The 12,861-nt window shown below is 41.0% G+C and carries 15 protein-coding genes; 6 read left to right on the forward strand and 9 right to left on the reverse strand.

The window, feature by feature from the left end; translation table 11 throughout:
- Positions 1 to 5 precede the first annotated feature (5 nt).
- On the forward strand, positions 6 to 1,241 hold the full coding sequence (locus CYG50_RS06135; protein WP_102139232.1) for a Zn-dependent hydrolase: 1,236 nt from the start codon (positions 6 to 8) through the stop codon (positions 1,239 to 1,241).
- Between the two features lie 56 nt (positions 1,242 to 1,297).
- Positions 1,298 to 2,482, forward strand: coding sequence for an amidohydrolase (locus CYG50_RS06140; protein WP_102139231.1), 1,185 nt, complete (start codon positions 1,298 to 1,300; stop codon positions 2,480 to 2,482).
- A gap of 130 nt (positions 2,483 to 2,612) precedes the next feature.
- On the opposite strand, the gene CYG50_RS06145 is transcribed toward CYG50_RS06140, so the two are convergent.
- Positions 2,613 to 2,786, reverse strand: a complete 174-nt coding sequence (locus CYG50_RS06145; protein ID WP_102139230.1) for a DUF2526 family protein — start codon at positions 2,784 to 2,786, stop codon at positions 2,613 to 2,615.
- Between the two features lie 67 nt (positions 2,787 to 2,853).
- Positions 2,854 to 3,414, reverse strand: coding sequence for a helix-turn-helix domain-containing protein (locus CYG50_RS06150; RefSeq protein WP_102139229.1), 561 nt, complete (start codon positions 3,412 to 3,414; stop codon positions 2,854 to 2,856).
- Between the two features lie 81 nt (positions 3,415 to 3,495).
- On the opposite strand from CYG50_RS06150, the gene CYG50_RS06155 reads away from it, so the two are divergent.
- Together CYG50_RS06155 and CYG50_RS06160 are read left to right on the forward strand one after the other, a co-directional pair.
- Entirely contained in the window at positions 3,496 to 4,161 is a 666-nt protein-coding gene (locus tag CYG50_RS06155; protein WP_102139326.1) for an AzlC family ABC transporter permease, read from the forward strand.
- Positions 4,162 to 4,164: 3 nt separating this feature from the next.
- Positions 4,165 to 4,482: a branched-chain amino acid transport AzlD family protein gene (locus CYG50_RS06160; protein WP_102139228.1), complete on the forward strand. Its 318-nt coding sequence runs from the start codon at positions 4,165 to 4,167 to the stop codon at positions 4,480 to 4,482.
- A 187-nt stretch (positions 4,483 to 4,669) separates the two neighbouring features.
- Here the strand turns inward: CYG50_RS06160 and CYG50_RS06165 are convergent, their stop codons facing one another.
- Entirely contained in the window at positions 4,670 to 4,858 is a 189-nt protein-coding gene (locus CYG50_RS06165) for a YegP family protein (RefSeq protein ID WP_004263611.1), read from the reverse strand.
- A 300-nt stretch (positions 4,859 to 5,158) separates the two neighbouring features.
- Positions 5,159 to 5,557, reverse strand: coding sequence for a hypothetical protein (locus CYG50_RS06170; protein WP_229597568.1), 399 nt, complete (start codon positions 5,555 to 5,557; stop codon positions 5,159 to 5,161).
- A gap of 179 nt (positions 5,558 to 5,736) precedes the next feature.
- On the opposite strand from CYG50_RS06170, the gene CYG50_RS06175 reads away from it, so the two are divergent.
- Positions 5,737 to 6,741 carry a luciferase-like monooxygenase gene (locus tag CYG50_RS06175; protein WP_102139227.1) on the forward strand — a complete coding sequence of 335 codons (1,005 nt, stop codon included), beginning with the start codon at positions 5,737 to 5,739 and terminating at the stop codon, positions 6,739 to 6,741.
- Between the two features lie 94 nt (positions 6,742 to 6,835).
- Here CYG50_RS06175 and CYG50_RS06180 read toward each other — a convergent pair whose 3' ends face one another.
- From CYG50_RS06180 to hxpB, 4 genes are all read right to left on the reverse strand, one after another.
- Positions 6,836 to 7,225 (reverse strand): YkgJ family cysteine cluster protein, encoded by a 390-nt coding sequence (locus tag CYG50_RS06180; protein WP_102139226.1) that lies wholly within the window; start codon positions 7,223 to 7,225, stop codon positions 6,836 to 6,838.
- A 248-nt stretch (positions 7,226 to 7,473) separates the two neighbouring features.
- Positions 7,474 to 8,865 carry an L-cystine transporter gene (locus tag CYG50_RS06185; protein ID WP_004263624.1) on the reverse strand — a complete coding sequence of 464 codons (1,392 nt, stop codon included), beginning with the start codon at positions 8,863 to 8,865 and terminating at the stop codon, positions 7,474 to 7,476.
- A gap of 181 nt (positions 8,866 to 9,046) precedes the next feature.
- A complete protein-coding gene (locus CYG50_RS06190) occupies positions 9,047 to 9,622 on the reverse strand; it encodes a metal-dependent hydrolase (RefSeq protein ID WP_102139225.1) in 576 nt (191 codons plus the stop codon).
- Between the two features lie 192 nt (positions 9,623 to 9,814).
- Complete coding sequence (gene hxpB / locus CYG50_RS06195; protein ID WP_004263628.1) at positions 9,815 to 10,480, reverse strand: hexitol phosphatase HxpB; 666 nt, start codon at positions 10,478 to 10,480, stop codon at positions 9,815 to 9,817.
- Positions 10,481 to 10,774: 294 nt separating this feature from the next.
- Between hxpB and CYG50_RS06200 the strand changes: the two genes are divergently transcribed.
- Positions 10,775 to 11,314 carry a YniB family protein gene (locus CYG50_RS06200; RefSeq protein WP_102139224.1) on the forward strand — a complete coding sequence of 180 codons (540 nt, stop codon included), beginning with the start codon at positions 10,775 to 10,777 and terminating at the stop codon, positions 11,312 to 11,314.
- 424 nt (positions 11,315 to 11,738) lie between these two features.
- Here CYG50_RS06200 and CYG50_RS06205 read toward each other — a convergent pair whose 3' ends face one another.
- Positions 11,739 to 12,608: a fructosamine kinase family protein gene (locus CYG50_RS06205; RefSeq protein ID WP_102139223.1), complete on the reverse strand. Its 870-nt coding sequence runs from the start codon at positions 12,606 to 12,608 to the stop codon at positions 11,739 to 11,741.
- Between the last annotated feature and the right edge of the window lie 253 nt (positions 12,609 to 12,861).

Consider the following 12,861-nt stretch of genomic DNA (forward strand, 5'->3'; position numbering starts at 1 on the left):
AAATAATGGAAACAAGTACTTCAAGAATTCAGCGCCACTTAGAACAATTGGCAGAATATACCGCAACACCGGGTCAAGGTACTACGCGGATGAGCTACAGCGAACAAGATAAACAAGCGCGTGATTACCTAAAACAAGAAATGCGAGTCCTAGGTTTACAAGTCCGTGAAGATGCTATTGGTAATATTTATGGGCGCTTAGAAGGCCAGCAACCTGATTTGCCTGCGGTGATTGTGGGTTCTCATTTTGACTCTGTTCCTCATGGCGGGGCATTTGATGGCCCCGCAGGGATTGTCACCGGTTTGGATGTTGTCGCGCGTATTCGCGAGCAAAACTTAACACCAAAGTACCCCTTAGAAGTGATAGCCTTAGTTGAAGAAGAAGGTACCAGTTTTGGCCGCGGTTTGATGGCTTCAAGTGTAATAACGGGTTTGATTGGTACTAAAGAATTATACCAACTCAAGGATAGCCAGGGCGTGAGTGCTGCAAAGCGTATGGCAGAGGCAGGGTTCAATGCAGACAATGCATCCCAAGCTGTGCTTGACCCTAAAAAGGTTAAAGCATTTTTAGAGCTACATATCGAACAAGGCCCGGTGTTAGAACAGGCCAATGAAGATGTAGGGATCGTAGAAACCATCGTCGGTATCAGCCAGTTAGAGATTAAACTGACAGGTAAAGCTGGCCATGCAGGTACTACGCCAATGAATATGCGGGCCGATGCATTAGTGTGTGCTAGCCAAATTATCAGCCATATCCCTGAACTCGCAAAAGCGGCAGGGGATAATACAGTTGCGACCGTGGGACGTTTAGCGGTATTGCCGAATGGGGCGAATGTCATCCCAAGCGAAGTCACCTTTAGCGTTGATATCCGTTCTAAAAATGATATCGCATTACGTAAAGTGATTGAGCAAATAGTTGAGTTAACAGAACAAATTAGTAATTCGTTAGCAATTTCAAGCGGTATTGTTCAGCCGTTATATGTTCAGCCAACGGAGCTCAATAGCGATATTCATCAACTGATGCAACAGCATGCCAGTGACCAAAACTTACGTTTTCGTTCAATGGTCAGTGGTGCAGGGCATGACACAATGATTTTTGCAGGTATTACTCAAACAGGGCTGATATTTGTGCCAAGCCGCAATGGATTAAGCCATCATCCAGATGAATGGACGGATTATGCACAAATTGCACGAGGGGCAGATGTGATGTTTGCTACTGTTAAGTCATTAATAGAATGCTAATTAATAAATAAGCCAGATACAGTATCTGATTGAGCAATAGGGTAAAAGGTAGAAAAATGATCAACAAAATAATTACAGCCGCAATCAAAAAACACACACCTGAAATGATTGCTTTTCGTCGTGACCTACACGCTCATCCTGAACTACCATTTGAAGAAATACGTACCACAAAACGTATTGCTGAAGAATTAGACAAAATTGGAATAGCGTATCGATTAACCGAGCCTACAGGCGTTATTGCTGAAATTAAAGGCGGTAAACCGGGCAAAACGGTAGCTTTACGAGCAGATATCGATGCATTACCCGTTTTGGAATTGAATGATTCATTAGAATATAAATCAACAATTGAAGGTAAAATGCATGCTTGTGGCCATGATGCACACACAGCGATGCTATTAACCGCAGCCAAAGCGCTGTATGAGGTGCGTGAAGAACTAGCCGGTAATGTGCGTTTAATTTTCCAACCCGCAGAAGAGATCGCCCAAGGCGCATTAGCCATGATCAAACAAGGCGCAATCGAAAATGTCGATAACGTTTTTGGCATGCACATTTGGACAACGACACCATCAGGAAAAGTGTCTTGTAATGTGGGAGGGTCTTTTGCTTCCGCTGATTTACTGAAAGTTACTTTTAAAGGTCGTGGTGGGCATGGATCAATGCCAGAAGCGACCATTGACGCTGCGGTTGTTGCTTCTGCATTTGTCATGAATTTACAAGCGATTGTGTCCCGGGAAACCTCATCTTTAGACTCAGCCGTGGTCACGATCGGTAAAATGGATGTCGGGACACGCTTCAATGTTATCGCAGAAAATGCAGTATTGGACGGTACGGTACGTTGTTTTGATATTGAAACTCGTAACCGAATCGAAGCCGCTATTCGCCGTTATGCAGAGCATACTGCGGCTATTTATGGGGCGACTGCACATGTTGATTATATCTATGGGACATTACCTGTTATCAATGAGGAACGTAGCGCGTTATTGGCGCAATCCGTGATTTCGCAAGCTTTTGGTGAGCAAGCTCTGATCCACGAAAGACCGACACCGGGCGGTGAAGATTTCAGCTTCTACATTGAAAATATCCCAGGGTGCTTTGCTCTGCTAGGTACAGGAAATGCCGAAAAGGACACTCAGTGGGCACATCATCATGGCTGCTTTAATATTGATGAAGACACGATGGCGACAGGCGCTGAGCTTCATGCACAATATGCATGGAGTTATTTACAGCAACAGGAGTTTTAATTGAGCCTGTTAATGCTATTAGGGTTAGTTGTTTTACCAATACCGGGATTACCACTAACCCTACTGCCTATTTATTTTGGTTATTAAGATAAGTTAAGAGCGCGAATAGCGGCGAGTTGTGTGGCCGCTATTAATTATGATGAATAAAAATAGCGTCTCTTAAACGCTGTTGTTGTTCAAATCGTTGCTCTTGGTTGAGCTGTGGGTCATGGGATAGCTGCATTAGCATTTCATTCATATTATGAACTGAGTTTTCATCAATCAATTGATTCACTTTTTCAACAATTTCATCATAGTAGGACATCACACAGCCTCCAATTAATATTCACTAGAGCTATCATAACGCAAAATCTATTGGGCTAGATAGGCGATTAATTCTGTTTATCGATCACCATAACCGCCATCGTATTCGGTTCTAAGGCTCGCATTATATGCGGCTCATCTCCAGGGTAGTGAATATAGTCCCCAACTTGTAATTCAACAGGGTTATCCAATGGGCCGACTAATGCTCTACCAGACATAATAATGATGTGCTCGCTAACGCCACGCATATGAGGCTCTGAAATACGGTCACGGCCGGGCTGGGTAATCACAGTATAAATATCCCGTCGCGAATCAGCAGGGGCAGATGAGAGCAAAAAGGCCAAATAATTTGCGTGCTCAGCACTAACAGGTATTGCCTCCCCATGGCGGATCACTGTGATAGTTTCTTGTTTCTCTTCAATTAATCGAGCGAAAGGAATATCTAACGCGACACAAAGTGCCCATAAGGTTTCAATACTTGGGTTACCACTACCAGATTCCAATTGAGAAAGTGTCGATTTAGCGATACCCGCTTTGCGAGATAGCTCTGATAGTGATAGCCCACTTTTTTGTCTTTCACGGACAAGGGCTTTCGAAATCAACTCAATGGGAGGAGAAGGTAGATTCAATTTTAATTTCCTATTTAGATTGCACTTTATATTGCCTATCGACATAATGAACGAATGTATTATATATCGAACGGTTTAGGAATGCTAACGTCAATAAGCTCAACATTAAATCATAGCACAGTGAAAAACATAGCTCTTGTCTGTTTTGCTGACTTAATTGTCGGCATTTCTTATGGCGCATTGGCGCTTTCACAAGGATTTGACTGGTGGGTACCACTCACTTTATCTATTTTAGTGCTCGCAGGGGCGTCTGAGTTTTTGTTTATTGGTGTTATTTTTGCAGGGGGAAGCCCACTTTCTGCTGCACTTGCGGGGTTGTTAGTCAATTCACGGCATATCCCTTTTAGTTTTGCGACCAGTGATTTAACGGGTAAGGGAGCAAAGTCATTACTGGGCTATCACATTATGAATGATGAGAGTGTTGTATTTGGTTTAGCTCAAGAAACTGAGTCAGAAAAACGTGCGGCCTTTTGGTTATGTGGAATAGGTATTTTACTGTGTTGGCCAATAGGTGTTGTGATAGGTGAGGTATTGGGCAGCTTTATTAGTGATACACATATATATGGGATGGATGCGATGTTTCCTGCGATTATTTTAGCGCTTTCATTACCTGCGTTATCGGATAAACGGCTTAGATTAACCGCCATTATCGGTGCAATCATTGCGGTTGCGACCACACCGATACTACCAGCAGGGATCCCCGTATTACTCGCACTATTGAGCTTGGTTATTTATATAAGGAAATAAATAATGACAAATAACCCATGGTTAATTATTAGCGGTATCTTACTGCTGGCGATTGGTACTTATTTAATGCGAGCGTCAGGCGCTTTGCTGCGCGGTCGAGTGGTACTTTCTGAAAATAGCAAAATGTTATTTTCAGCGGCAGCTATTGTTATTTTATTCTCAGTTGCGGCAACATCTACGTTATTTTCTGGTGATGAAGTTTCTGATTGGCCTAAAATTGTAGGGGTGCTAGTGGCAGGGGTACTAACGTGGTTTAAAAAGCCATTTATTATCATTGTCTTGTCAGCTGCGATTGTGACTGCGTTACTTAGGTTAATTTAAGGGGTTAATTTGAGCTGGTTAATCTAAAAAAAGTTAATATGAACAATGGACTGGTCTGAGCCGTAGCTAATTGAATAGTGCTGATTTATGTAAATTATATAGTCAACAGCTAAAAATAGTGAACAGATAGGAATAGCTAGCAGATAAAAAAGTAGCCCCGACTTGAAAGGAGTGGGGCCACTGAAATTTACTCAGTTAGATCTTTTATTGTTTCAGAAGAGCCATTTTTTTGGACAGAGGCAATCCCTTTAAGCGCAGATTGCTTAGAAGCATACATTTCACTTTTAGCAATCACTTCGTGATTCGCTGCTTTTAAAACGAAATAGTAAGGCTGAGCAACGTCTTTAGTGGATTTTTTTAATTCAAAATACCCCATGATAAGCTCCTGATTTTCTATTGAAAGGGTGTCAAACAAAGTGTTAATAAGTCGCAGTTATTAACAATCTGCTTGAATTAAGATTAGTCGCTATTAGGTGTTATTACTAGGGGAAAGGGTTCAATTCAGATAAACTTTTTTTCTAAAAAAAAAGCCTCTGGATACAGAGGCAATCGTAGGATATATAGAACTCTTTATTATTTAACTAAAATATCGGTTTTTTCTCTCAACAGCTATCTGGTTGTACATATCAATATAAAAGGTTTTGCCGATAACTTAATTAATATTCATTAATATTAGCTATTGATTTGCTGCTGGAGTACGCATTGGTTCCGGTGTTGGCATCGTATTCATTGCTTTAAATTCAGGGGCTTCCATCACTGTGACTTTGACCACATAGCGTTTGCCATCTTCAATTTTTGGGGTGCTATTGGCCAGTTTTTTTACAGTTTCATTTGGTGTCGTCGTTTGTTCTGTAACGCTATATACCATATTGTGGTGGTTACCCATGTGCTGACGAGGCATTTTGTGGTTAACGCCATTTGCTGCCGCAGTAAAACCGACGGTTAATAATGCTAATGCTAATAAACTGGTATTTAATTTTTTCATTTCAATTTCCTCTGTATTGGTGATGAGCAAATCATTCACCAATTCATTTTGTCTCGCAATCGCTTTTACCTCCCCTGACGGAAGCTTCATAATTACTGCACTTTTTATTCAAGCTTGTTCCATAATTTTTATAAAACAGTGGGTTAGTAGACGATAATTTACATTTTTAGACCACTTGTGCTAATGCAAGTTTCAGTGCTGGAGACATCAAAGAGGATAGTCTAGGATGGTAAGTTAGGTTCAATAAAACTCTTACAAAGTGAGTGTGTATGTCAGATAAAAAAATCCCCCTTTCTTTACTCGATCTTGCGCCAATTATTGAGGGTTCGACAGCGAAAGAGGCCTTTGCTCATTCCCTTGACATCGCCCAACTCGCAGAAAAACTGGGTTATCACCGCTATTGGCTAGCGGAACACCATAATATGACGGGGATCGCTAGCGCCGCTACGTCGGTATTGATTGGCTACCTTGCTGCGAATACGCAATCACTACGACTCGGTTCAGGTGGTGTTATGTTACCAAACCATTCACCGTTGGTGATTGCAGAGCAATTTGGCACATTAAATACACTTTACCCTGAACGTATCGACTTAGGTATCGGGCGTGCGCCAGGAAGTGACCAACGAACGATGCAAGCTTTACGACGTCATATGAATACGGATATCGATAATTTTCCACAAGATGTGGCTCAAATTGTAAATTGGTTTGATGCAACTAACCCAGAGCCAGCCGTGCGCCCCGTTCCGGGTTTTGGTGAAAAAATTCCTGTTTGGTTATTGGGTTCAAGTTTATACAGTGCAAGGCTAGCCGCGCAAATGGGGCTACCATTTGCCTTTGCTTCCCATTTTGCCCCTGATTTATTGTTGCAGGCGCTGGATGTTTATCGTGTTAATTTCCAACCATCACAGAGACTCTCTAAGCCATATGCGATGGTGTGTATCAACATTATTGCCGCGGATACTCAACGTGAAGCGGAGTTTTTATTTACCTCGATGCAGCAAGCGTTTGTCATGTTACGTCGTGGCCAGCCTTCTCAATTGCCTGCACCGGTCGAGAGCATGGAAAATATCTGGTCGCCTGCCGAGGAGTTTGGTGTTCAACAAGCACTAGGCATGTCATTGGTAGGGGATAAAACCAAAGTACGTCATGGGTTGGAAACGATATTGCGACAAACTCAAGCAGATGAAATTATGGTTAATGGCCAAATTTTTGATCATCAAGCTCGTTTACACTCTTTTGAGTTGGCAATGCAGGCCATGAACGAAATTATGTAGTGTATATAGTGGAATGCTTAACACCAATGCAAGGACGCATTTTCAGGCTGGGTTCAAAAAAGAGATAACCCAGAAAAATCTGGGTCATTGACGGCTAGCAAGCTATTTGTGGTTGATGAGGCTCTAAAGGGGGTAAACCATGAGCGGCACGTGCTCTATCGCAGGCCTCATTGTAAATACCATCCTGCCAAGATTGTTCGAACTCACGACACGGTGTGGGTCTTTGTGCATAAATCGAACAAGAGACACATTCACCTATCGTGCCTTCTAAGGCCTTACAGCGAGTATTTTGTTTTTGATTAGTCCCCTGCATACAACTCATAAAGGGGGTGACCTGCTCGGTTAAATGTTGGGGCACAATACCGCCTCCGCTCTCTGCTTCAGCCCAATAAAAAGAGACACGAAAATAGGCACAACACGCACCACAGCTGACACAAGGGTTATCTGAAGGATCAGTTTTTAGGATATGGACATTATTAGTCATATTAAAAAACCATAAATAATTGTTGATAAATCCCCATAGGAAATGGGGTGACGCAACACAAGCAGGAAGCTCAAGAAAACGTTGCTCAGGTTTTATTATCTTACGAAATTCCAGTTTATTGCAATGTTAATTAGCACAAAAAACTGGTTTTTTTGATATTCTCCAAGGTAAATAAAATCAGCATGTTTATAACAACGATAAAAAAAACCTGCCGAAGCAGGTTTCTAATATAGGTGACAGTTTAATTATTAAACATGTTTTAAATCTGCATCATCATTTTGATTGAATATTGCTTTATCTGTTTCACCCATCAACTGGCTGGTCACTGTACCTGCTGTCATTGAACCACTGACATTCAATGCAGTACGGCCCATATCAATTAACGGTTCAACTGAAATTAACAGGGCAACTAATGTGACAGGTAAACCCATCGCAGGCAGTACAATTAACGCTGCGAAAGTTGCACCGCCACCGACACCAGCAACACCCGCTGAACTGATAGTAACGATACCAACGAGTGTCGCTATCCATAGTGGGTCGAATGGATTAATACCCATTGTTGGCGCGACCATCACGGCTAACATTGCAGGATAGATACCCGCACAACCATTTTGACCAATTGTTGCACCAAAGGATGCAGAGAAACTAGCAATCGATTCAGGGATACCAAAACGACGTGTTTGTGTTTCAATATTCAGTGGAATACTTGCAGCACTTGAACGGCTAGTGAATGCAAAGGTTAAAACTGGGCCTGCTTTCTTAAAGAACTTAATCGGGTTCAAGCCTGTTGTCGCAACTAAAATGCCATGTACAACAAACATAATGCCTAATGCAACATAGGACGCAATAACAAAAGTTCCTAGGTTGATGATGTCATGTAAGTTTGAACTTGCTACGACTTTAATCATCAGCGCCATTACACCATACGGCGTTAAACGCATGACTAAGCGAACTAATTTCATTGCCCAAGCTTGCATAACATCAATCGCTGCTAAGGCTTTTTCACCACGTTCTTTATCGTCTTTAAACAATTGTAGTGCGGCAACACCCAGGAAGGCGGCAAAAATAACGACACTAATAATTGATGTTGGGTTTGCACCCGTTAAATCCGCAAATGGGTTTTTTGGAATAAACGATAAAATTAGTTGAGGTACGGTTAAGTCGGAAACTTTCCCAATATAGTTGCTTTCTATTGCAGATAAACGTGCTGTTTCGGATTGACCTTGAACTAAGCCTTCCGCAGTTAAGCCGAATAGATTGGCAATTAAAATACCCACTAACGCTGCAATAGCGGTGGTAAATAACAAGGTGCCAATTGTTAAAAAGCTTATTTTACCTAGCGAAGATGCTTTATGTAGCCTTGCCACCGCACTTAGTATTGAAGCAAATACCAATGGCATAATCACCATTTGTAATAGCTGCACATAACCATTTCCGACAATATTAAACCACAGAATGGAGTCTTTTACCGTTTGGTGGCCACTACCATACACGAGGTGCAGTACTACTCCATAGGCAACACCGAAAACCAGGCCAACTAACACTTTTTTAGATAGGCTCCAGCCTTTAGCCCCTAGTTTTGCTAACAGTATTAGTAGTGCTACGAAGCCGAGCACATTAATAATTAGAGGAATATTCATTCCGAACTCCAAATCATATTTTTATAAGGTATGTTACTTGCCCTTTAGTCCTTATTGGTTATAAGGATTTAGTTGCTTCAAACAACTGGTTATATGTTATCAGCTGATAAAACACATTTCTTATATCAAAAAGTAATAAGATAGTATTATTCATACTTACATTATATTACAAAACTATAATTTATGTGGGGAGATATGTATCTATTTGATTATGAATATATTTTATAATCACATCAATATGACTATAAAAATCGAATTGATAACCAGCAGGTAACAAGCAGGCACAAACAGTCAAAACAATGGCGACAAAGCGTTCTCCACGTTGGCTATTTTTACCGCGGATCATGGGAAAACAAAAACGCTGGGGGAGTGGCCATAGTAACGGTACTCCCGAAGGCGTGAGCATATCGGCGACGAGATGACTGATATAACCCAATAAAAAGGCTTGGATAATATCAGCTGGGATTGCCCATTCAGAAGGTAGCCATTGATAACAAGAAATCATCAAGAGAAACCATGCAACTAGGCTATGAGTAAACCCCCGGTGCCCACACAGTTTGGATATGGGTAATGAAAAAATCCGCAGTAGTCGACCAGGAATTGAAGAAGGGTGGTCAATATCGGGCAATAATGCGCCTAATAAGGCCCCTGGAACCATGTGCAGCCAATCACCATGAGCAATCTCTGGGGTGATTTGAAGTTTATGAGCCATTATCAAAGAGGCGACGGAAAAAAGCAGATGCCCTTCAGCTGTCATGGTGGATAAAATACCATCTGTTTATCTATACAGTTGATTGGCAGTATAAAGTGTTTGAAAAGAATATGATAGTAGTAGAAAGGTAAAAAAACTCTTATTTATTAGCAGATAAGGGAAGAGTTTTATAATCTGACACAATTCCCCTACCTAAGTTAGATAGGGGAGAACACTTATTAGGCACACAAAGTATTTTTAACGTAAATGTTCAGCTTTTAAGTCATTCAATGAGGCTAATTTGATATCCGCTAAACCAAAGCGCGGGTCATTAAAATGCTTGCTATCAGGTACCACAATTGAACGCATTCTGGCGGCTTTTGCAGAAATCATACCGTTAAATGAATCTTCTAATGAAACGCAATTGACTGGTTTAGTCGATAACTCAGCTGCTGCTTTAAGATAAACTTCAGGATGAGGTTTACTCAAAGGTAAGTCAGACGCAGAAATAACCGCAGAGAAATAGTCACGAATATCCAGAAGGTTTAATACTTTTTCCAACATATACAAAGGAGAGGCGGAAGCCAGTGCAATTTTTAAATCCATTGAACGGCAAAGTTCCATGGCATGCTGCACGCCAGGTAGAATAGGGCGAGTTTCTTCAACTAAGCCAACAACACGGTCAATGATACGTTGTGTGGCTTCTTCTTGGCTACATCCTTGCCAAGGGGAGGCGTGGTACCAAAGCTCCACCACATGGTCAATACGTAAACCTAAAGTATCAGGCAGGGTATCTGCAATTGAAACGTCGACACCCAATTGTGAAAAAATCTCAAGTTCAGCCTGTGCCCAAAACGGTTCCGAGTCGATCAGTAAACCATCCATATCAAAAATGACCGATTGGATGGGAAGATTATGGTACATGTCAAAACTCCATTCATGTCGTATCTATTAACGAAGGAGCAATGATATCAGTAAACTGACCTCAAGCGTATTACTTGAGTTAGTATTAAAACAATATTGAAGGATATTCGGACTGCATGAAGTAGAAATATCATGATAATGAATAACCACACTATTTTGATTAGTCTGAAAGTCTAAACATTGTTATCAATTATGAATTGAAATTTGGAGGCAATGAATATTTTCAGCTATGATTAGCCTTGAGAAATCATTGTAAAAACTTATCAAAAATAATAACGCTGAGGAAAAGCAGTAATGAATTACCATAATGCCAATTATGTCGCAGTCGGCAAACGTATTCTGGGTTGGGTTGTTTTTCTGTTAGCATTAATTTCGACATTGGTGTCTTTAATTAAATTGGCTGGCATGAAGGGGCTCGCAGGTGAAGGGGTCAATGCGGTCGCTAATGATTTTATTAAATTAATGGCGGAAATGACTCGTCAAACTACACCATTCCTAAATTTCTTTTGGAATAATTCACCAGTACCTCAAGTCGCTAATGGGTTTTCCGGCAGTAATATCAGTTTTATCATCATCTTTATTTTTATTTTTGTTGGGCTGGCGCTTAGTGCATCAGGTTTGCGCATGTACCGACAAATTAAGTTTATTCGTGAAAGTTTAGAAGATCACGTGATCATAGAAAAAGCAAAAGGCGTAGATATCTCGAAAGAAGAGCTTGAAGCTAAGGTGACTATTCCACGCCATACGATATTCACTCAATTTTTTCTTCTTTATTTTTGGCCAATTGTATTGGGGGTAGGGTTGTATTTTCTTCTGCGTTTCCTTAATTGGTAATTTTCGAATTTTCGTCATACTTCGAGCTGTAGCTGTGTTGGCTTCTTTCGGCTACTTGGGTCACATACTTGTGTATGCTCCCCAAGCTATCCTCAATCGCCGCCTTGCCACAGTTCGAATTATTTAGAAAATTAAATTTTTGTCGTACTCCGAGCTGTAGCTGTGTTGGCTTTTTTCGGCTACTTGGGTCACATATTTGTGTATGCTCCCAGAGATATCTTCATTTGCCGCCTACTCATAACGCAAATTATTTAGAAAATTAAATTTTCGTCGTACTTCGAGCTGTAGCTGTGTTAGCTTCTTTCGCTATTTGGGTCACATACTTGTGTATGCTCCCCAAGCTATCCTCAATCGCCGCTTTGCCACAGTTCGAATTGTTTAGAAAATTAATTATTTGTCGTGCTAAATGCTAAAAAACAGGAGCTTATTTTTCGTTGAGTAGATTATCAATAATCGAGCGTGCTTGGTGGTAGCTTTGTTCGTTACCAAAGATATGGGCTTGGTTGAGTAGGTAATAGAGCTGATATATTGGCTGTCTATCTAAAAAGCCATTGGGAAGCGGCCAAACGCTTTGGTAGCCATCAATAATTTGGATCGGAAGATCTCGATATAATGGCAGCATCGCAATATCACATTCCCTATCGCCCCAATAACATGCAGGGTCATATAGCACCCCTTCAAGATTTTGAGTAATAGCACAGTTAGCTGGCCATAAATCACCATGTAATAAAGAGGGTTGCGGTTGATGCCCAGCAAGTTTGTCCTTAACAATATCGACAATTTGCTGAATATCAGCAAATACCATTCCTTTTTCAGAGGCGAGTTGTAATTGTAAGCCAATACGCTTTTCTGCAAAGAATGAATTCCAGCGCTTTTCCCAACCATTAGGCTGCACAATTGTGCTTAGCATGGTATCAAAATCAAACCCGTAACTAGGCTGTTCTTCCCATTGATGTAAACGCGCTAATTGTTGGCCAAAATGCCATGCATTGGTGTTATCGAAAGGTTTGAGAGGGAAATATTCGAGCAGAAGAAAACTGTGGTGCTTATTGCTGCCAACACCATAAACCTTAGGAACGGTTATCGTTTGGCTTTTAGCGAGCATTTCAAGTTGTTCAGCCTCTTGTTTAAATAAAGGCAAAAACTCACGCCGATTTTGTTTAATGAACACGGTGTGTTCGCCATAGTCAATTCTTAATGTATGGTGAATATCACCACCAGACAGAATGACTTTGTTACGTAGCTCCGCCTCTCCTAAGTGTTCACTTAATAAACGACACATTGCTTGCCACATGACTCACCTCGCTCTGCTTTGGTCTTCATTAATACAATACTATAGCGACAGTTTAGGAATTAACAGTGATAATTGTTTAAAAAGAAGAGGCTATCACGAAATTATAGAACAATTATCAGGTGAATAAACATTAATCTAGCCTATATTCAGCCAAATGAGAATGTTCAGATAATTTAGTCGGAGTGCAAGATCTTGACGCCATCTGTGAGCAATTTCAGGTAAACTGCAAAAAATACTTTCATACTTAAGGGGT

It is taken from the genome of Providencia huaxiensis, from assembly GCF_002843235.3.
GTDB classification, from domain to species: Bacteria; Pseudomonadota; Gammaproteobacteria; order Enterobacterales; family Enterobacteriaceae; genus Providencia; species Providencia huaxiensis.